The sequence below is a fragment of the Bryocella sp. genome (genome assembly GCF_058498515.1).
On the sequence record NZ_JBMHYI010000002.1, the window covers coordinates 31677 to 52617 of the forward strand.

Annotated in this window: 20 protein-coding genes; 16 read left to right on the forward strand and 4 right to left on the reverse strand. The window is 63.0% G+C overall.

What is annotated here, in order from left to right; genetic code table 11:
- Positions 1-149 precede the first annotated feature (149 nt).
- Complete coding sequence (locus AC5E6W_RS00550) at positions 150-668, forward strand: Uma2 family endonuclease (protein WP_491750300.1); 519 nt, start codon at positions 150-152, stop codon at positions 666-668.
- Positions 669-880: 212 nt separating this feature from the next.
- Here AC5E6W_RS00550 and alaS read toward each other — a convergent pair whose 3' ends face one another.
- The 4 genes from alaS to AC5E6W_RS00570 all read right to left on the reverse strand — a co-directional run bounded on the left by alaS (position 881) and on the right by AC5E6W_RS00570 (position 6357).
- On the reverse strand, positions 881-3793 hold the full coding sequence (gene alaS, locus AC5E6W_RS00555; RefSeq protein WP_491750301.1) for an alanine--tRNA ligase: 2913 nt from the start codon (positions 3791-3793) through the stop codon (positions 881-883).
- Between the two features lie 102 nt (positions 3794-3895).
- A complete protein-coding gene (locus tag AC5E6W_RS00560) occupies positions 3896-4498 on the reverse strand; it encodes an outer membrane beta-barrel protein (RefSeq protein ID WP_491750302.1) in 603 nt (200 codons plus the stop codon).
- A 318-nt stretch (positions 4499-4816) separates the two neighbouring features.
- Positions 4817-5227: a DUF4890 domain-containing protein gene (locus AC5E6W_RS00565; RefSeq protein WP_491750303.1), complete on the reverse strand. Its 411-nt coding sequence runs from the start codon at positions 5225-5227 to the stop codon at positions 4817-4819.
- 185 nt (positions 5228-5412) lie between these two features.
- Positions 5413-6357 carry a LysR family transcriptional regulator gene (locus tag AC5E6W_RS00570; RefSeq protein ID WP_491750304.1) on the reverse strand — a complete coding sequence of 315 codons (945 nt, stop codon included), beginning with the start codon at positions 6355-6357 and terminating at the stop codon, positions 5413-5415.
- Between the two features lie 279 nt (positions 6358-6636).
- On the opposite strand from AC5E6W_RS00570, the gene AC5E6W_RS00575 reads away from it, so the two are divergent.
- The 15 genes from AC5E6W_RS00575 to AC5E6W_RS00645 all read left to right on the forward strand — a co-directional run bounded on the left by AC5E6W_RS00575 (position 6637) and on the right by AC5E6W_RS00645 (position 20901).
- Positions 6637-7833 carry a 2-isopropylmalate synthase gene (locus AC5E6W_RS00575; RefSeq protein ID WP_491750305.1) on the forward strand — a complete coding sequence of 399 codons (1197 nt, stop codon included), beginning with the start codon at positions 6637-6639 and terminating at the stop codon, positions 7831-7833.
- A gap of 159 nt (positions 7834-7992) precedes the next feature.
- Complete coding sequence (leuB, locus tag AC5E6W_RS00580; protein ID WP_491750326.1) at positions 7993-9078, forward strand: 3-isopropylmalate dehydrogenase; 1086 nt, start codon at positions 7993-7995, stop codon at positions 9076-9078.
- Between the two features lie 76 nt (positions 9079-9154).
- A complete protein-coding gene (locus AC5E6W_RS00585; protein WP_491750306.1) occupies positions 9155-9895 on the forward strand; it encodes a hypothetical protein in 741 nt (246 codons plus the stop codon).
- A 47-nt stretch (positions 9896-9942) separates the two neighbouring features.
- Positions 9943-11445, forward strand: coding sequence for a 3-isopropylmalate dehydratase large subunit (leuC, locus tag AC5E6W_RS00590; RefSeq protein WP_491750307.1), 1503 nt, complete (start codon positions 9943-9945; stop codon positions 11443-11445).
- A 103-nt stretch (positions 11446-11548) separates the two neighbouring features.
- Positions 11549-12187, forward strand: a complete 639-nt coding sequence (gene leuD / locus AC5E6W_RS00595) for a 3-isopropylmalate dehydratase small subunit (RefSeq protein WP_491750308.1) — start codon at positions 11549-11551, stop codon at positions 12185-12187.
- Between the two features lie 298 nt (positions 12188-12485).
- A complete protein-coding gene (locus AC5E6W_RS00600) occupies positions 12486-13004 on the forward strand; it encodes a hypothetical protein (RefSeq protein ID WP_491750309.1) in 519 nt (172 codons plus the stop codon).
- Positions 13005-13041: 37 nt separating this feature from the next.
- Positions 13042-14736 carry a dihydroxy-acid dehydratase gene (ilvD, locus tag AC5E6W_RS00605; protein ID WP_491750310.1) on the forward strand — a complete coding sequence of 565 codons (1695 nt, stop codon included), beginning with the start codon at positions 13042-13044 and terminating at the stop codon, positions 14734-14736.
- Positions 14737-14748: 12 nt separating this feature from the next.
- Positions 14749-15030, forward strand: coding sequence for a hypothetical protein (locus AC5E6W_RS00610; RefSeq protein WP_491750311.1), 282 nt, complete (start codon positions 14749-14751; stop codon positions 15028-15030).
- A 58-nt stretch (positions 15031-15088) separates the two neighbouring features.
- Positions 15089-16867, forward strand: a complete 1779-nt coding sequence (ilvB, locus tag AC5E6W_RS00615) for a biosynthetic-type acetolactate synthase large subunit (RefSeq protein WP_491750312.1) — start codon at positions 15089-15091, stop codon at positions 16865-16867.
- A 10-nt stretch (positions 16868-16877) separates the two neighbouring features.
- Positions 16878-17423 (forward strand): GNAT family N-acetyltransferase, encoded by a 546-nt coding sequence (locus AC5E6W_RS00620; protein WP_491750313.1) that lies wholly within the window; start codon positions 16878-16880, stop codon positions 17421-17423.
- A gap of 105 nt (positions 17424-17528) precedes the next feature.
- A complete protein-coding gene (locus AC5E6W_RS00625) occupies positions 17529-17948 on the forward strand; it encodes a hypothetical protein (RefSeq protein ID WP_491750314.1) in 420 nt (139 codons plus the stop codon).
- A 51-nt stretch (positions 17949-17999) separates the two neighbouring features.
- The gene (gene ilvN / locus AC5E6W_RS00630) at positions 18000-18632 is read left to right on the forward strand and encodes an acetolactate synthase small subunit (RefSeq protein ID WP_491750315.1); all 633 of its coding nucleotides are present in this window, start codon (positions 18000-18002) and stop codon (positions 18630-18632) included.
- Positions 18633-18704: 72 nt separating this feature from the next.
- Positions 18705-19745 carry a ketol-acid reductoisomerase gene (gene ilvC / locus AC5E6W_RS00635; protein ID WP_491750316.1) on the forward strand — a complete coding sequence of 347 codons (1041 nt, stop codon included), beginning with the start codon at positions 18705-18707 and terminating at the stop codon, positions 19743-19745.
- Between the two features lie 234 nt (positions 19746-19979).
- On the forward strand, positions 19980-20375 hold the full coding sequence (locus AC5E6W_RS00640; protein ID WP_491750317.1) for a DUF302 domain-containing protein: 396 nt from the start codon (positions 19980-19982) through the stop codon (positions 20373-20375).
- Between the two features lie 34 nt (positions 20376-20409).
- Positions 20410-20901, forward strand: coding sequence for a DinB family protein (locus AC5E6W_RS00645; protein ID WP_491750318.1), 492 nt, complete (start codon positions 20410-20412; stop codon positions 20899-20901).
- The last annotated feature ends 40 nt before the right edge of the window (positions 20902-20941 follow it).

Consider the following 20941-nt stretch of genomic DNA (forward strand, 5'->3'; position numbering starts at 1 on the left):
CATAGCTCGGCACCTCGTCTCTCTGCAGTCCCCTGCGACGCAACCTCGCACCTCGAAACCTGAAGACATCGCGCCTCTACAGCATCCCCACAATGCGCTTGCAGCCCCCCCGGCCGCAGGCGCATTCTATTTGCAGCGAGGTAACGACCATGGCGACCACACCATCCCTGCTCCCCATCGAGGCCTACCTGCGCACCAGCTATGAGCCCGACGCCGATTACGTAGACGGCGAGATCGAGGAGCGGCACTTGGGCGAATACGAACACGCAAAGATCCAGACCATCATCGCGTCCATCTTTACCGTGAACGCAAAAGCATGGCACACCGACACAATCGTTGAACAACGCATCCGCGTCACACCCACCCGCGTCCGCATCGCTGACGTCGCCGTCCTCCGCGCCGACGTTCCCCGCGAGAGCGTCACTCAGACACCGCCCCTGATCTGCATCGAAGTGCTCTCGCCCGAGGACCGCATCCCTCGCGTAGAGAAGCGACTCGCCGACTATCTCGCGATGGGCGTCGAGAACATCTGGCTCATCGACCCCATCCGCCGCTCAGCACACACCTATGACGCGCAGGGCCTGCATCACGCAGATGCCGCCAACCTGCACGTGCCCAACACGCCCATCCATCTCGACATGACCGAAATCTTCGCCGCGCTCGACTGAACAATCGCACGCACGCAAACGCGAACGGCCTCCGTCAGGAGGCCGTTCTCATTTATCGTGCCGGAAGGACTCAAAACTCCAAACCCACAGCTCACAACTCGATCGACTTTCTTCTCCCGAACTTCCACCCAACCTCAGGAGTCGCCACGAACGAACCTCTACCGGGTGCCCCACCTTTCGATTTTGAGAGGCGGGTTCGCAGGGTGCCGACCCTACCCCAGCAGCCCACCCACCACCTCAGCCGCACCAGCCAGCGCACCATCCAGCGCCGCCACATCCGACCCGCCTGCCTCCGCAAGGTCCGGCCGTCCACCGCCCTTGCCGCCAACCTTCGCAGCCAGCGCGCTCACGATCTTGCCCGCCTGCACCTTGCCTGTCAGGTCCTTGGTCACGCCCGCAATCAGCGACACCTTGCCCTCATCCGTAGCCGCCCCCAGCACCACTACGCCCGAGCCCAGCTTCCCGCGCAGCTCATCGACGAGGTTCCGCATCTGCGCCTTATCCAGCGCGTCCACGCGCTGCGCAATCACCTTCACACCCTTCACCTCGACCGCGCTCTCCGCGGCATTCGCCGTCGCCGCACTGGCCGACTTCGCCCGCATCTGCTCCAGCTCGCGGCGCAGCTTCTTCATCTCCTCTTCCTGCGCAGTCACGCGAACCCGCAACGCATCCGCCGACGCATCGCCCGAGCCAATAAACTGCGCCGCAACCTTCGCCACATCCGCATCACGCCGGAACAGCCCCAGCGATCCCGTACCGGTCACAGCCTCCACACGACGCACGCCGCTCGCCACCGCGCCCTCACCCACCAGCTTGATCAGCCCAATCTCACCCGTCGCTCCAATGTGCGTTCCACCGCAAAGCTCGGTCGAGAAGTCCCCGATCTTCACCACGCGCACCTTGTCGCCATACTTCTCGCCGAACAGCGCCATCGCGCCCAGCTCATGCACCGCCACGTCGATCGGCACATCCACCAGCGTCTCCACCTTGCTGTTCGCCAGCACCTGCGCGTTCACAATGTCCTCGATCTCCTGCAGCTCTTCCTCGGCCACGCCGGTAAAGTGCGAGAAATCGAACCGCAGCCGCGAGCGATCATTCAGCGATCCAGCCTGCTTCACATGCGTCCCCAGCGTCTGCCGCAGCGCAGCATGCAACAGGTGCGTCGCCGTATGGTTGCGCATCGTCGCCGACCGCACCTCGCCATTCACGACCGTATCCACCACATCGCCCACCGCGATGGTCTCCTTCGCCGTCACCTGGTGCGCGAAGACGCCCTGCACCGGCTTCCTGCAACCACTCACCTCAGCCACCAACGTGCCATGATTGTCCGCATACAGCCAACCCACATCGCCCACCTGCCCGCCCGAGTCCGCATAGAAGCTCGTCGTATCGAGCACCACCTCGCCCGTCTCGCCCGGCTGCAGCGCCTGCACACCCACGCCATCCTTCACCAGCGCAATCACAGTCGCGCCCTCGGCCCTCAACGCGGTGTAGCCAATAAAATTCGTCTGCGCAATCTCGCGATACACCGGCGCCGCAGACTTCTGCGATCCACCCTTCCACGAAGCACGAGCCCGCTGCTGCTCCTCAACCTTCGCGGCCTCAAAGCCTTCATCATCGAAAACAACCTCAGCGTCGCGTGCCGAGTCAGAGATGTAATCCTTAGGCAGCCCATACGTTTCATAGAGTCGGAATGCTTGAATCCCCAATAGTACCGGGCCGGTACTTTTCAAGCGACTAACAAACTGGCTGACGAGACCGGAGTCTGCAGACGAGTCGATACCCGTAATCAAGCTGACCATCTCTGCTGCCGTTTGCTTTGGGGTAAGCACAGAGACAAGCTTGAAGAACTCTTCGGCCTTCAGTCTATTTTCTGGATAAAACACGTCATGATACACAGTCGTTATCCATGTCTCACGCGTTCGATAAATTTCCTTTTCAAGCTGTTCGGCACCGACCTCCATGACCCGAGCAAACTGCTGCTCTTCCGCAAGCACCACCTTCGCCACGCGCTCCGCCGACTCCTTTAGCTCCGGATACGCCGCGCTCATCTCGTCACGCACCGCATCGACCATCTTGTACAGGAACGGCTGCTCCTGACCCAGCAAACGCCCATGACGAATCGCCCGGCGCATGATCTTGCGCAGCACATACCCACGGCCTTCATTCGCCGGCAGCACACCATCGCCGATCAGGAACGTCGAACAACGCGCATGGTCCGCGATGATGCGCAACGAAGGCGCACCCTTCTCATCAGAAAGCGCCAGCTCGCTGACTCGCTCACTCGCTAACTCGCCGCCCTCAAACCCCGTCAGCCGCGCCGCCGCCGCAATCAGCGGCGTAAACAAATCGCTCTCATAGTTCGAAAGCTTCCCCTGCAACACCGCCGACACGCGCTCCAACCCCATGCCCGTATCGATCGAAGGCTTGGGCAGTGGCGTCAATGTCCCATCAGTCAAGCGATCAAACTGCATGAAGACCAGGTTCCAGATCTCCATGTACCGCTGCTCGTCCTGAGGAAACGGCACATCTTTCCCCGGAACCTCAGCAGCAACCACGCCCAGGTCGTAATAAATCTCCGAGCAAGGCCCGCAAGGCCCCGTATCGCCCATCTGCCAGAAGTTGTCCTTCGCGCCCATGCCGAAGATCCGTTCCTTCGGCACACCCGCAGCGATCCAGAACGCCTCCGCCTCGTTATCCCGCGGCACCTTCGCGTCACCCTCAAAGATCGTCACGTACAGCTTGTCCGGATCAATCCCAAACCAGTCCGGCGACGTCAGCAGCTCCCACGCGTACGCGATCGCATCCTTCTTGAAGTAGTCGCCGAAGCTGAAGTTGCCCAGCATCTCGAAGAACGTATGGTGCCGCCGCGTGAACCCAACATTCTCCAGGTCGTTATGCTTTCCACCCGCCCGAACGCACTTCTGGCTGGTCGTCGCCCGCGTGTACGACCGCGTCTCCGCACCCAGGAAGACATCCTTGAACTGGTTCATCCCCGCATTGGTAAACAGCAGCGTCGGATCATTGGCCGGAACCAGGGAGGACGAATGCACGCGACGGTGCCCTTTGCCCTCAAAAAAACGCAGGAAGTCTTCACGAATCTGGTTGCCGGACAAGTTACGCATAGAACTCAAGTTTATCAGCGCGAGCGTGCACGTCACCCGGCCTCAAACGCAGAAAGGCCCGCCAACCGGCGGGCCTTTCTCACAGCCTTCGAACCAGCTCGCTTAGAAGTGGTACGCGATGCCAATCGACGGGGTCTCCGTCACGAAGTACTTGTTGGTCTTGAATTCGCTGTTGCCGAAGTCCGGAGTCTTCAGAATCATGCCGCGATACTCCGCGCGAACGTCCCAGCTCGGGCTCAGCTCATACGCCACGCCCCCGCCGAAGATCGCGCCAATGTTCGAGTTCGACTTCGCGCCCAACTGGTGGGTGCCCGTGTCGAGGATCGGGGTGTACATATTCACACCGATGCCGACCTCCGCGAAGGGGTTCCACCTGCGGTAGGAACGCGTGTACACGTACGCACCCGAGATCTCCTGCTGCTTCGCATGCACTTCCCCGCTGTTCACCTCGATCGTGTTGTACTTGAACGAGTGCTGGGAAAAGTTGTAGTTCAGCTCGAGCTGGCTCCGGGGCGTCAGATCATAGCGATAGCTACCCAGCACGCCCAGCGTATTGGTCTGGTGCATCGGGTGCACCAGGAGGCCGTTGGTGTCGAAACCCGTGACGCCGATCACACTAATGCTTGCGTCCTGCCGGCTCTCCTGAGCGTTCGCTACGGTCGCGGCGCTCAACAGCAGAACACCGAGCCACATCATCTTCTTCATGCTTGCCAGAATCCCTCGCTTTCACATCCAGCGCCGGTAAAGACAATACCTCACCCGTCCTTGGTCCCTAGGGTGGAACAGGCCTCTATCTTCCTGACGCCTCGCGCTTGCTCCTGATTGTACCTTCTCCGCCCCATGTGCGGCTCGAAATGCCCGATAGCTCAGGGATACTCGCGATACCCGATACATCACCGATGGTCGATGAGGGATAGACGACGGCCCCGCGATTTCGGAATCGACCCTCCACGCAAAAACAGCGGAGCCCCATCTTGGGACCCCGCTGCCGGCCTTCGCCGCTCCTATCCTGCCGCTATCGGACTACTGCTGCGGAGGAGGAGGCGGAGGATTGCCACCGCCGCCGCCCATGCGTCCCCGCATCTGCTCCATCATCGCCTGGTACTTGGTCCACTGGTCCGCCGTCAGGATCGTCTTCAGCTTGTCCTGCTCATCCTTGCGGATCGCCATCATCTGCGCCCGCATGTCCTCCTGCGATCCGCCGCTGTCGCGAGCCGCCTTCATCTTGTCCGAATCCGCCGTCAGAACAGCCTTCACCTGCGTCGTCTGATCGTCGGAGAGCCCCAGCTGCTTCTGCATCATCTCCGCGCGCCTGGCCGGATCCATCATGCCGCGCCCGCCGCCCTGAGGCGGCGTATCCTGCGCTCCCGCTGCCGCCACAAATCCGGCGCAACACAGCAGCACCATTGCCATACGTCCGATTGTCCGCTTCATAGATCGTCTCCTCATCTCGTAAACCTTGATTCAGCCCAGCCGCGCCAGCAGTTCGCAGGCGAGCATAGCCGCCGGTCCAGACCGGGCGCAGCTACCGTGCAGAGACGGCTCAAACTCCGCAAAGTTCCGATCCGCCATGTAAAGATTCGTCACTTTGCAACCCCGGCCGCCGAACCGCGGGAATCCTACGCCCCGCCCGTTCTGTCTGTCACGTAACAGAACGGATCGCCGCTGGCCGCCCGCTCCTCCACCACCTTCAGGAACGCCCGCGCCGCGTGGCTCAGCGCCGCCTGCCGCCGGTACACCAGCCGCAGCCGCCGCTCCATCTCCAGCTCCGGAACCTTGATCGCCACCAACGCCCCTGACGCCAGATCCGGCTCCACCGTCAGCTTCGGCACCAGCGCCACGCCATTCCCCTGAGCCACGAACCGCTTGATCGCCTCCAGCGAAGGCAGCTCGACCTCAATATTCAGCGGTGTCTTGTACCGCTTGAACGCCTGGATCACCTTCTGTCGCATCGGCGACGCCACATTGTGCGCGACGAACAGCTCCCGCCCCAGCCGCTGGATCGGCACCGGCGCCTGGCTGTTCGCCCCATTGCCCCGCGCCAGCTCATGCTGCGGTCCCACCACGCACACCAGCTCGTCGCGATACACCACAATCGACCGCACCGCCGGGTCGTCCGGCCGGAAGCTCACCACCCCTACCTCCACCGAGTGCTGCAGCACCTCGTCCGAGATCCGGCTCGCCAGCGCCCGCTGCACCTCGATCTTCACCCGAGGATGCGCCCGCCGATACGCATCCAGCACCGGCAGCAGGTACAGGCAGGTGTACTCGTTCGCCGCCAGCCGCAGCTTCCCCGTATGCAGCGACCGCAGCTCGACCAGCGCAGCCTCCGCATCGGCCCGCAGGTTCAACATCTTCTGCGCGTGCTCGCGGAGCACCTCGCCCGCATCCGTCAGGCGCCCATCGCGCGAGGTCCGCTCCAGCAGCGTCTCGCCCAGCTCCGCCTCCAGCTTTGCGATCACCTGGCTCACCGCCGGCTGTGTCCTGTGCAGCCGCGTCGCCGCTCGCGAGAAGCTCCGCTCCTCCGCCACCGCCAGAAACGTCTCCAACTGAAATAGGTCCATACTCCCCATCCGGCGCCGCTGCGGCGCAATTCATTGCTTCGTTACCCGGCGTTCACTGTGCCTTCGCACGGCGTGCGATCCCTGAAACCTCTTCCGATTCCCTATTCCCAGTGATCCCCCGCCTGTCGTACCCTTTCTGTCTAATGCCTTTGGCCTCCTATGCTGGCATTAGAAGTTTTGATACGCCTCGCTCAGAGCATAAGGGCAGGTTATGCTTTAGTCCAGAGACGAAGGGTAGCGAAAGCACCTGATCGTCACCGGCACGAAAGGTCTCGGAACATGGCACTCTCGAACCACATCGTCTTCTTCGACACCACGCTGCGCGACGGGGAACAGTCCCCCGGCTGCACCATGCACCACGCCGAGAAACTCCGTATGGCCGCCCAGCTCGCCAGGCTCGGCGTCGACATCATCGAGGCCGGCTTCCCCATCGCCTCGCATGGCGACTTTGACAGTGTGAAGGCCATCGCCTCCACCATCGGCCGCGGCAATGGTGCTCCGAAGATCGCTGGCCTCGCCCGCTGCCGCCGCCCCGACATCGAAGCCGTCGCCCGCGCCGTCGAGCCCGCCGACCGCAGCCGCATCCACACCTTCCTCTCCACCTCCGACCTCCATCTCGCGGCCAAGCTGAAGATCACGCGCGAGCAGGCCCTCGACCAGATCGCCGAGATGGTCGCCTACGCCCGCACCCTCGCCGACGACGTCGAGTTCTCCCCCGAGGACGCCACTCGCACCGATCCCGACTTCCTCATCAAGGCCCTCGAAGTCGCCATCCAGGCCGGAGCCACCACCCTCAACCTCCCCGACACCGTCGGCTACTGCATCCCGGCCGACTACGCCGCCATGTTCCGCATGGTCCGCGAGCGCATCCCGCAGATCGACCGCGACGGCATCATCCTTTCCGCGCACTGCCACGACGACCTCGGCCTCGCCGTCGCCAACTCCCTCGCCGCCATCGAAGCCGGTGTCCGCCAGGTCGAGTGCGCCATCAACGGCATCGGCGAACGCGCCGGCAACGCCTCCCTTGAAGAGCTCGCCGTCATCCTCACCGTCCGCCATGACAAGCTCCCCTACGACCACAGCATCGTGCTCAAGGAGCTCTACCCCACCAGCCAGATGCTCGCCGAGTGCATCAGCTTCGGCGCCGCGCCCAACAAGGCCATCGTCGGAGCCAACGCCTTCGCCCATGCCGCCGGCATCCATCAGCACGGCGTCATCGCCAACCCGCTCACCTACGAGATCATGACGCCCGAGTCCGTCGGCGTCCCCGCGAACTCGCTCGTGCTCACCAAGCACTCCGGCCGCGCCGCCCTCGCCGAACGCCTCACCAAACTCGGCCACCCACTCGACAAAGAACAGCTCCTCCTCGTCTACGAACGCTTCACTGACCTAGCCGACCGCAAGAAAGACATCTACGACCAGGACCTCATCGGCCTTCTGCATGCCCCGGTAGCCGAAACCGCCACCGTGCCATAACTCCGCCCCCCGAACAACGCCGCGTAACTCCGCGTCCGTTGCGGCCTCCGCGTTCGCAGTTGCCGTTGTTCTTGCTTTTGCTTTTCTTGTCGTCATCCCCGCAGGGATCTGCTTCAAGTCCGTTTTTCACTATTCACTACTCACTATTCACTGGTGTCTATGAACCTCAACATCGCCATCCTCGCCGGTGACGGCATCGGGCCCGAAGTCACGGGCGAAGCCGTCAAGGTCCTCAAGGCCATCGCCGTCGCTGGCGGCCACGACTTCACCTTCACCGAAGCCCTCATCGGTGGCGTCGCCATCACCGCCGAAGGCACCCCCCTGCCGCAGAAGACCATCGACATCTCACTGGCCTCCGACGCCGTTCTCCTCGGCGCCGTCGGCGACAACAAGTTCAACGCGCTGTCGCCAGACAAGCGCCCCGAAGCCGGCCTGCTCGCCATTCGCCAGCACCTCGGCGGCTTTGCGAACCTCCGCCCCTGCCTCGCCTTCGCCGCGCTCTCCAACAACTCCGTCCTCAAACCGGAGGTCATCGAAGGCGTCGACATCCTCTTCGTCCGCGAACTCCTCGGCGGCCTCTACTTCGGCCAGCCCCGCAGCTGGAACAAAGAGACCGGCCTCGCCATCAACACCATGGTCTACACCAAGGAAGAAGTCGTCCGCGTCGCCCACATCGGCTTCCAGCTCGCCCAGAAGCGCAAGAAGAAGCTCACCCAGGTCGACAAGGCCAACGTCCTCGAGTGCTCCCAGCTGTGGCGCGCCACCGTGGAAGAACTCAAGCCCCAGTATCCCGACGTCACCGTCGAGCACCAGCTCGTCGACTCCATGGCCATCCTCCTGATGAACCAGCCCAAGGCCTACGACGTCGTCCTCACCGAGAACCTCTTCGGCGACATCCTCTCCGACGAGTCCGGCGTCATCACCGGCTCGCTCGGCATGCTGCCCTCGGCCACCATCGGCGGCAAGGTCAACCTCTACGAGCCCGTCCACGGCTCCGCGCCCGACATCGCCGGCCAGGGCAAGGCCAACCCCCTCGGCGCCATCCTCACCGCCGCCATGGTACTCCGCCACTCCGCCCATCTCGAGCAGGAAGCCCTGGCCATCGAGAAGGCCGTCAACGCCGTCCTCGCCGCCGGCCACCGCACCGCCGACATCGCCAAAGGCGGAGCCACCGCCAACACCAGCACCACCCAGATGGGCCAGTATGTCCTCGACGAGTTAGCTAAGCAGTTAGCCACCACATAGCCTTTTTGTTGTCTTCCTGAGCCGAAGGCGAAGGACCCGCTTTACTTCACTATTCACTACTCACTATTCACTCCCAATGCGCACCTCACTCCAACTCGCCGCCGCCCTCGCTCTCCTGAGCACGGCAGCGACGTGCGCCCACGCGCAGATCGAAGACCCCAACCACCTCATCGCGCAACCACCGCGCAACCCCGCCCACCACTACGATCAGGCCCCGCTCAACGACCTGCAGTGGATGTGGAAGTACGCCAAGCCCGCACCCTCCGGCGATCCCACCGCCCTCCGCTACGACGCCCGCTTCAAGGCCCTGCTCGAGTCCACCTTCAAGCAGCCGCAGGCCATGTGGAACTCCGACATCACACAGCCCCCCGCACTGGCCCAGGTCATCCCGCTCTTCCTCACCGCCAACGGCGAAGTCACCTCCGATGCCAACCGCTTTATCTCCATCGACGGCTGCGTCCCCGACTTCTGTCCCGCCCACGGCATGCTCTGGGCCGACCTCGGCCTCAAGACCCCACTCATCGTCTTCGCCGGCGTCACCTGGTCCGCCCAGAACCACACCACCGACTCCGCCGCCGCTGATTACACGCTCTGGCTCTTCGCCAGCCGCGACCTCTCCGCCGATTCCCTCCCGCTCGCACTGCGCAACGCCATCTCCCACTGGGACGCCCGCCTCGCGATGAACCATCGCCTCGTGCCCCACATCAACCGCGCCGTACTCGTAGCACCCGACGGCTCCGCACAACCCGTCGATCCCGCTAACGCCGGAGCCAACACGCTTCCTCCGCAACCTCCCGACGGAAGCTCTACCTCTTAGCTCATAGCTGAAGACCTCATCGCTGTACAGAACACGAGCAACCAAACATGGCTACTATCGACAACCCGCAATCTCTCAAGCCCCGCACGATGTTCGAAAAAGTCTGGGACAACCACGTCGTCGTCTCCCCCGAAGGCGAGCCCACGATCCTCTACATCGACCTCCAGCTCGTGCACGAAGTCACGTCGCCCCAGGCCTTCGACGGCCTCCGTCTCGCCGGCCGCAAGCTGCGCAATCCCGCACGCCACATCGCCACGGTCGACCACAACGTCCCCACGTCCTCGGTCGAAGCGCGCCTCCACATCGTCGACCAGATCGCCGCCGCCCAAGTCAACGCCCTTCGCAAGAACTGCGCTGAGTTCGGCATCGAGTTCTTCGACGTGCAGGATCGCTCGCAAGGCATCGTCCACATGATCGGACCCGAACTCGGAGCCACCAAGCCCGGCATGACCATCGTCTGCGGCGACTCGCACACCAGCACCCACGGCGCGTTCGGCGCACTCGCCTTCGGCATCGGCACCTCCGAAGTCGAGCACGTCATGGCCACCCAAACGCTCCCGCAATCCAAGCCCAAAACCTTCCGCATTAATATCGAAGGCGACCTGCCCTACGGCGTCACCGCCAAGGACATCATCCTCGACATCATCGGCCGCATCGGCACCGCCGGAGCCACCGGTTACGCCGTCGAATACGCAGGCTCCGCCATTCGCGCCCTCTCGATGGAGGGCCGCATGACCATCTGCAACATGAGCATCGAAGCCGGCGCCCGAGCCGGCATGATCGCTCCCGACGAAAAAACCTACGCCTACCTCAAAGGCCGCCGCTTCTCGCTGGGCTCCACGTACAACGCAGAACGTAGAACGTACAACTGCACGGACGAAGCCGCATGGAACCTGGCCGTCGAACAATGGCAAGCCCTCGTCACCGACGAAGGCGCAACCTTCGATCGCGAACTCACCATCGACGCCACGAAGCTCGCACCCTCCGTCACCTGGGGCACCTCCCCCGGCATGGTCACCACCATCGACGGCACCGTCCCCGTGCTCACCGACGCCAAGGACGACGCCGATCGCAAAGGCTTCGAGCGAGCCTACGAGTATATGGCGCTCACTCCTGGCATGCCCATGGAAGAGGTTGCCATCGACACCGTCTTCATCGGCTCCTGCACCAACGGGCGCATCGAAGACCTCCGCGCCGCCGCTACTGTCGTCAAGGGCCACAAGGTCGCCACCACCGTCCGCGCGATGGTCGTCCCCGGCTCGCAAGCCGTCAAGGCGCAGGCCGAGGAAGAAGGCCTCGACCTCGTCTTCAAGTCCGCAGGCTTCGAGTGGCGCGAACCCGGCTGCTCCATGTGCCTCGGCATGAACCCCGACATCCTGCAGCCAGGCGAACGCTGCGCGTCTACCTCCAACAGAAACTTCGAGGGTAGACAAGGGCGCGGAGGCCGCACCCACCTCCTCTCCCCCGAGATGGCCGCCGCAGCAGCCGTAACCGGCCACCTCACCGACGTCCGCAACTGGAAGTTTGAAGAGACAGCTGTTAGCTCCTAGCTTCTAGCTATTAGCTCATCCTTCGGCAGTCCCGCGCCGTTTTCGCCGCCACGAATCAGCCTCTAGCTAGCAGCTAGAAGCTAACAGCCAGGAGCTAGCCTCTATGATCCCCATCAACATCCTCACCTCCACCGCCGTCCCCCTCCCGCTGCCCAACATCGACACCGACCAGATCATCCCCAAGCAGTTCCTCAAGCGCATCGAGCGCACCGGCTACGGCGACTTCTTGTTTTACGACTGGCGCTACGAGCTCGACATCCCCGACCACGTTGAGGAGAAGAAAGACTTCGTCCTCAACAAGCCTGAGTACAAGGGCTCGCAGATCCTCATCGCCGAAAAGAACTTCGGCTGCGGCAGCTCCCGCGAGCACGCCGCCTGGGCCATCAACCAGTACGGCTTCCTCGCCGTCATCGCGCCCTCCTTCGCCGACATCTTCTTCTCCAACGCCGGCAAGAACGGCATCATCCTCGTCCGCCTCACCGAAGAAGAGACCGAGACGCTCATCCAGAAGTGCACCGCGAATCCCAAGCATCAGCTAACGATCAACCTCGAAGCCCAGACCGTCACCGACAACGACGGTTTCCATGCCACCTTCGAGATCGATCCCTTCCGCAAATACTGCCTCCTGAACGGCCTCGACGACATCGGCCTCACCCTCCGCCACGAGTCCGACCTCGACAAGTTTGAAGAGAAACACAACGAAGAGTTCTGGCTCAGCCCCAAGTCCGACAAAGCCGCATAACCGCTTTCACCGTCATTCCGACGCGCAGCCGAGGAACCCCTGTATTCGCCTTTGGTGTTGCCATTGCGTTTCTTGTTGTCATTCCCGAAGGGAATCTGCTTCTCGCTACTCGCGGCAGCATCCAGCGCCAACGGCGCGACATATATCAGCCTAGGGCGAAGCCCTAGATCAGACATGAGAAGGAATCAGAGGGCTGAAGGCCCGACATATAAGACCAGCAGGACCGGCAGGTCACGGCTCCAGCCGTGACATTCAACCACCACAAGAGCCGCGGCTTTAGCCGCTGAGGTACCACACGATGCGCAACCCCCTCAGCAAAACAACTTCGTTCTGCACCCTCGCGCTGCTCGGCGCCGCTTCGTGCGCCGCACAAACGCCACCGAGCTCGCCCCTGCCCGCCGCTCTCGCCACCGCGCACAAGCTCTTCCTCGGCAATGCAGGCGATCAGGAAAACGCTGACTGCCTGCGCGCTTACAACGACTTCTACGCCGGCCTCGTCGGCCTCAAGCGCTTCGATCTCGTCACCGACCCCAACCAGGCCGACCTGGTCCTCGAGCTGCACTATGAATTCTCGCTCGGTGCCGGCGTTAACGGACCATCCAGCGCCAACGCGCCCCGCCAGTTTCGCGTCCTCATGATCGAGCCTCAGCACCACATCATCCTGTGGTCCCTCACCGAGCGCAGCAACTACGCCCTCCTCCAGAAGAATCGCGACCACAACCTCGACGACACCGTCGCCGCGCTGATCAACGACTTCGATGTCCTGACATCCACCACTCCTCCAAAGAATCACTCTGTCGCCCACTCCCCGTTTTAGCGCCCTATCAACGCAAGCATTGGAAGGAAACTCCGCAGTGAGCAACATCCCCGCAGGCAAAACCAACTCCATCGCCCTCACCGAAGGCCCCTCGCGCGCCGCTGCCCGCTCCTACCTCCGCGGCGTCGGTTTCAGCAAAGAAGACCTGCACAAGCCCATCATCGGCATCGCCAACACCTGGACCGAGATCGGCCCCTGCAACTTCCACCTCCGCCAGGTCGCCGAGGCTGTCAAGCAAGGCATCCGCGAAGCCGGTGGCACGCCCATGGAGTTCAACACCGTCACCATCTCCGACGGCATCACCATGGGCACCGAGGGCATGAAGGCCTCACTGATCTCGCGCGAAGTCATCGCCGACTCGATCGAGTTAGTAACTCGCGGTAACTCCTTCGACGGCCTCGTCTGCATCGCCGGCTGCGACAAGAACATGCCCGCCGCCATCATGGCGCTCGCGCGCCTCAACATCCCGGGGCTCATGCTCTACGGCGGCTCCATCATGCCCGGCAAACTGCCGCAGGCCGACGGCTCCAGCAAAGAAATCACCATCCTCAACGTCTTCGAAGCCATCGGCTCGCACTCCGCCGGCCGCATCACCGACGATCAACTCGAAGCCGTCGAAGCCGCAGCCTGCCCCGGCCCCGGAGCCTGCGGCGGCCAGTTCACCGCCAACACCATGGCCATGGCCGGCGAGTTCCTCGGCATCTCGCCCATCGAGATCACCGGTGTCCCCGCCATGAGTCCCGAGAAACACCACGCGTCGCGCGAAGCCGGCAAGCTCGTCATGGAGTTAGCCCGCAAGCAGATCAAGCCCCGCGACATCCTCACCCGCGAAGCCCTCGAGAACGCCATCACCGCCGTCTGCGCTTCAGGCGGTTCCACCAACGCCGTCCTCCATCTCATCGCCATCGCGCACGAGCTCAACATCCCGCTCTCGATGGAAGACTTCGACCAGATCTCCGAGCGCACACCCTTCATCTGCGACCTCTCCCCCGGTGGCAAGTACAACGCCAAGGACTACCAGGAAGCCGGCGGCTCCCGCGTGCTCGCCAAACGCCTGATGGACCGAGGCTCGCTGCACAACATTCCCACCGTCACGGGCAAGACGCTCTTCGAAGAAGCCGCACACGCCGTCGAAACACCCAACCAGCCCGTCATCCACACCTGGGAGAAGCCCCTCAAGCCCACCGGCGGCCTCGTCATCCTGCGCGGTAACCTCGCGCCCGATGGCTGCGTCGTCAAGGTCGCCGGCCACGAGCGCATCCACCACACCGGCACCGCTCGCGTCTTCGGTAGCGAAGACCTCTGCTTCGCCGCGGTGAACGACGGCAAGATCAACCCCGGCGACGTCTGCGTCATCCGCTACGAAGGCCCCAAAGGCGGCCCCGGCATGCGAGAGATGCTCGCCGTCACCGCCGCCATCAAGGGCATTCCAGAGTTGAGCGACTCCGTCGCCCTGCTCACCGATGGCCGCTTCTCCGGAGCCACCCGCGGCCTCATGGCCGGCCACGTCGCCCCAGAAGCCTTCATGGGCGGCCCTATCGCCGCCGTGCACGAAGGCGACACCATCACCTTCGACATCCCCAACCGCAAGCTCACACTCAACATCTCCGACGAAGAACTAGCCGCACGCCTAAAAGACTTCAAAGCCCCCGAGCCACGCTTCAAACGTGGTGTCTTCGCCAAGTATGCGAACACGGTCTCCAGCGCATCGCTCGGCGCCATCACCAGTTAGGGAAAGCGATCGATGACATTCAATCAAACCAGCTTCAAAGAAATCCGCGTGTGGAGAGCCACGAACGATGGTCACTTCTACATCTTCGAGTGCTTCGAACGCATTCCTGACGGCGGCTTCGTCTGCCCTTACGCCGCAGTGCATCGCAACTGGAACTTCATGAGCGAGCACATGGAAGACGTCACGCTTCGGCACAAGGTGTTCACCGAGCTCGAAAGTCCACACGCGAAGGTCTACGCCACCCTCGAAGAAGCCATCGCCAACTTCGATCTGAACCAGGCCGTCGACGGGTAATCAACGTCAGCAGTCCGACCGAGCACATCAAGCTATCCGACACCCTCGGAGGAATACCATGACGAACTCGAACCAACACCCCACCCTCACCGGCTCCGAGATCCTCTGGGCCACGCTCGCAGGCGAAGGCGCCACCACCGTCTTCGGCTATCCCGGCGGAGCCATCCTGCCCATCTACGACGCGCTGCGCAAGTTTCCCACCATCCACCATGTACTCGTGCGCCATGAACAAGGCGCCTCTCACATGGCCGATGGCTACGCGCGCGCCTCGGGCAAGGTCGGCGTCTGCATGGCCACCAGCGGCCCCGGCGCCACCAACCTCGTCACCGGCCTCGCCACCGCCATGCTCGACAGCATCCCCATGGTCGCCATCACCGGCCAGGTCTCCTCCAAGGTGCTCGGCTCCGATGCCTTCCAGGAAGTCGACATCACCGGCATCACGCTGCCCATCACCAAGCACAACTTCCTCGTCACCAAGGCCGAGGACATTGCGCCCACCGTGCGTCTCGCCTTTCAGATCGCTCGCAGTGGTCGCCCTGGGCCAGTCCTCGTCGACATCACCAAGGACGCGCAGCAAGCCTCCGCTGTCTTCGACTTCGAGATGTGCAAGCCCAAACCCTATCGCCCCCACCCCATGCTCAGCGCCGAGGACACCTCCATCCGCGACGCACTCGCACTCGTGAAGGCCGCCAAGCGGCCCGTCATCCTCGCGGGCCACGGCATCATCGAAAGTGGCGCCGAGCGCGAAGTCATCGAGTTTGCAGAGTCACTCCAAATTCCCATCGCCAGCACACTGCTTGGCCTCGGAGCCATCCCCGCCGGCCATCCGCTCTCGCTCGGCATGATGGGCATGCACGGTGAGAGCTGGGTCAACAACGCCATCCAGCAGGCCGACCTCCTGCTCGCCTTCGGCATGCGCTTCGACGACCGCGTCACCGGCAACCTCGCGCACTACTCGCCCAACTCAAAGAAGATCCACGTTGAGATCGACCCCAGCGAGATCAACAAGAACGTACGCGCCGACGTCGCCCTCATCGGCGACCTCAAGGAAGTCCTCAACCTCCTCTTCCCGCTCATGACCGCCGAGATCGGCGAACTCAAAGCCGACCACATCGCCTGGATCAAGGAGATCAACGCCAGCAAGGGCAACGCCGCGGTGCGCGACATCATCAACCTGCCCGACAACGGCCACCTCTACGCCGCCCACGTCATCCACGACATCTGGCGCGAGGCCCAGGCCGCAGGCCGTCTCGAACAGACCATCATCGTCACCGACGTAGGCCAGCACCAGATGTGGGAGGCGCAATACTTCAAGCACGAGTCGCCCCGCTCGCTCGTCACCTCCGGCGGCCTCGGCACCATGGGCTTCGCTCTGCCCGCCGCCATCGGCGCACAGATGGCCTGCCCCGAGAAGGACGTCTGGGTCATCGCCGGCGACGGCGGCTTCCAGATGACCGCCTCCGAGCTCTCCACCATCGTGCAGGAGCAGCTCGCCATCAACATCGCCATCATCAACAACGGCTTCCTCGGCATGGTCCGCCAATGGCAGGAGACCTTCTACGACAAGAACTACTCTGCCTCGCCCATCCTTTCGCCCGACTTCGTCATGCTCGCCAACGCGCACGGCATCGCCGCCACCAGCGTCAGCACCCGCGCCGAAGTAACTCCCACCGTGACCAAATCCCGCACCAGCGGCAAACCTTTCCTCATCAACTTCGCCGTAGAAAAAGAAGACGGCGTCTACCCCATGATCGCCCCCGGCGCAGCCCTGCATGAGATGGTTCGCCGCCCACAAGCCAAACACGACCCCCTCCTCGAAACAGCGGAAGACGAGTAGGCGCCTCCCATTGCCCACCACCCTCCAACTCGCCACCGATCGCCTACTCCTCCGCCCCTGGGAGCCGCGCGACTTCGCGCCGTTCCACGCCATCAACACCGACCCGGTGGTCATGCGCTACTTCCACGCGCCCTTTAGTGAACAAGAGACCCGCGACGCGATGGATCGCTACAACATGCAACTCGCCCGCGATGGCTTCACCCTATTCGCCACCGAGGACCGCGCCACCGGCGAGTTACTCGGCGTACTCGGCGCACAAGTCATGCGCATCGCCGTGCCCGGCCTCGCACAGCCCGCCGTCGAAGTAGGCTGGCGCCTCGCCGCCAGCGCGCACGGCAAAGGACTCGCCACCGAAGGCGCACAGGCGATCATGGATCATCTCCGCGGCCTCGGCACATTACACGAGGTCGTCGCGATCACTATCCCCGCCAACCAGCCCTCACGCCACGTCATGATCAAGCTCGGTATGACCCACCGTCCCGAGCTCGACTTCGATCATCCTCTCGTCCCCGAAGGCGCCTGCCGCCGTCACGTTCTCTATGGCATCACTCTCTAACGCATGACTCGCTTACATCACCAACTCGCGATCACATCACTCGCCCTCGCAACGATGATCATTGCTGGTTGCAGCTCCGCGCCTCCGGCAGCAAACAAGCCTGCAATGCCCACGAAGCCCACCGTCAGCTACCCCGCGCGCCCCACCATCGCACCGCCCGCCTTCAAAGTCTTCCATCAGGACGCCATGGGCATCACCCTCGTCGCGCCTGAAAACTCCACCGACGATCAGATCGAAGCCATCGTCTGGCAACTGCGCGATGCCGCGCAAGCCCACACCTTCGACAAGCTCCATATCTCACAAAAGCTCGTCGATGCCCGCGATCCTATCGAGTGGTTCCACATCTATCGCGGCGCAAAGTGCGCCAGCGAAAAGTTCACCAAGGGGCCGCTCCCCTGCGGCGCGTCCTACCACGTCGCCGGCGAGTTCACCCTCGGCGGCTTCCATGACAAAGACCACACCATAGGCGCCCTCGTCCACGACGAAAACCACCAAACCGAACTGTGGGACTCGAACCAGCCCTGAGCACCATCGGCTTTTCTAATCCCTAATCCCTAACCCCTGGACCCTGTCTCTATGCTGCATACCTTCGTAGCCCTCGTTGACGATAAGCCCGGCGTGCTCACGCGCGTTGCCTCTCTCTTTCGCCGCCTCAGCATCAACATCGTCTCGCTCACCGTCGGCGAAAGCGAACGCCCCGACGCCTCGCGCATGACCATCGTCTGCGAAGCGCCGGAGAACGCCGCCCACCGCATCCGCGCATCGCTCTATAAGCTCGAAACCACCATCGACGTCGATGAGGTCAATCGCGCCGAAGCCGTCGTGCGCGAACTCTGCCTCATCAAGGTCGCCGCCGGCCCCAACCATCCGCACGGTGTGCACTCACGCTCGCAAATCTTCGAGCTCGCCACCGTCTTTCGCGCCCGCGTCGTCGACCTCGCGCCTGAGTCCATCATGCTCGAGATGACCGGCTCCGCCTCCAAGATCGAAGGCCTCCTGCAAGTCCTGCGCGAGACCGGCTACGAAGTCCTCGAGGTCTCCCGCACCGGTCGCATGGCCATGCGCCGCGGCATGCACACCAGCCGCGTGCTCAAGGCCCTCGGCACCAAGGCCGACGCTCGCGATCTCAACGACGAAGGTCCCGATCTCCTCGACCTCGATCCCGATGCCCTGCCCGACGACGACAAGCTCCCCACCGAATTCGACTAGCCGCCGCCTTTACCACCAGGCAGCGCGGACGAGACAATAGATTCAACCCAGAAGAAAGAAGACGAAGCGAACATGGCAAAGACGTATCACGATCAAGACGCAGACCTCTCCCTCATCCAATCCAAAAAAGTGGCCATCATCGGCTATGGCTCCCAGGGCCACGCCCACGCGCTCAACCTCAAGGACTCAGGCGTGCAGGTCAAGGTTGGCCTTCGCCCCGGCTCCGCCAACGCCAAGAAGGCTGAGAACGCCGGCCTCGAAGTCGTCTCCGTGGCCGACGCCGCGCAGTGGGCCGACACCATCATGGTGCTCGTTCCCGACCAGACCGCCGCCAAGGTCTACGAAGAGATCGCACCTGCGCTCGCCTTCAAAGGCTCGGATGGCGAGCCCAAGACGCTGATGTTCGCGCACGGCTTCAACATCCGCTTCCGCACCATCACCCCTCCGTCGACGGTCGACGTCTCACTCGTCGCTCCCAAGTCCCCCGGCCATCGCGTACGTGAGGTCTTCACCGAAGGTGGCGGCGTCCCGGGCCTCGTTGCGGTCGAGCAGGATGCCAGCGGCAAGGCTCTCGCCAACGCACTCTCCTACGCCAAGGGCATCGGCTGCACACGCGCCGGCGTGCTCGAAACCACCTTCACCGAAGAGACCGAAACCGATCTCTTCGGCGAGCAGGCTGTCCTCTGCGGCGGAACCGCAGCCCTCGTCAAGTGCGGCTTCGAGGTCCTCACCGAGGCTGGCTATCAACCCGAGCTCGCTTACTTCGAGGTCCTGCATGAACTCAAGCTCATCGTCGACCTCATGTATCGCGGCGGCCTCGAGTACATGCGTCACTCCATCTCCGACACCGCCGAGTGGGGCGACTACGTCGCTGGTCCCCGCATCGTCACGGCCGACACCAAGAAGGCGATGGTCAGCCTGCTCGATGACATCCGCTCCGGCGCGTTCGCGAAGCGCTTCATCGACGACCAGAACAACGGCCGCAAGGAGTTCGAAGCCTTCCGCCAGCAGGACCGCAACCACCCCATCGAAAAGGTCGGCGCCGAGCTCCGCAAGGCCATGCCCTTCCTCGATCCCGTCAAGGTCGAGAACGGCACCGTCGTTAAGGCATAATCACAGCAATGCGCGCGTGCCCGGGTCCGGATTCTCGGACCCGGGTTCCCGCTTAACACCACGCTGGCATCTGGCAAACTCGCAGCTGGCGTCTGATTCAAAGATCCGCGACGAACAAGCTCACGACCTAAAGCTCCCGGCTCGAAACTCGATCGCGTCTCTTTGTTCTTTTGCCCGCATCAGGTGCCTCACAACGAAGATGGTCCGATCCGCCGCGTTGCAGGAGAACATTGCATGACACCCATTCAGGACAATGGTCTACTCACGATCCCGAGCCACTACCCTCCCAAAGAAACCCTCGACCGCCTCGCCGCCGCACTCGAGCAGCATGGCGTCCGCATCTTCGCACGCATCGAACACAGCCAGCTCGCCGCCGAAGCGGGCCTCCACATGCCACCCTGCGCCGTACTCATCTTCGGCAATCCCAAAGCCGGCACGCCGGTGATGTTAGCCGCGCCCACCAGCGCAATCGACCTCCCACTCAAGGCACTCGCCTGGGAAGCTGCCGACGGCAACAGTTACCTCGCGATCAACACGCCCGAATATCTTGCTTCGCGCCACAGCATCCCCGCGGACTTGCTAAAAAACCTCGCCGCGGTAACGCCCCTCGTCGAGGCAGCTGCGACCTGACCTTCGCGGTTCATCTTCACCAAGGACAAATCCAATGTTGAATCTTCCTGTTGACGAACTCGTTCTCTGGAACGAGACCACCCACGCACGCTGGATGGACCTGATCAACCAGCATCCTGAGTTGCTCGAGCTGCCTACGGACATCCGCAGCTCCGAGAAAGTCAACCGCGTGCTGCAGCATATCGTCGCCGTAGAACTCCGCTATGCCGAGCGCCTCGCATCGCAACCGGAGACCGACTACAGCGCAATTCCCTGCTCGACAACAAATGAGATCTTCGCCGCACATACCCAGGCAATGGCGCTCATCCAACCGCTGCTCACCGATGACTCATATCCCTGGATCGAGCCCCTCGAGTTCCAGACCATCACCATGGGCCGCCTGCGTTCCACACGCCGCGACATCCTCATCCACATGCTCATGCACGGCATCCGTCACTACGCACAGTTAGCCACACTGGTGCGACAGGCCGGGGTCGATCCCGGCTGGCCCATGGACTTCCTGATGCTCAACGCCCAACGCGCCTGACGACTCTCCCGCCGGCGCAAGTCGGGTGCCCCACATCTCG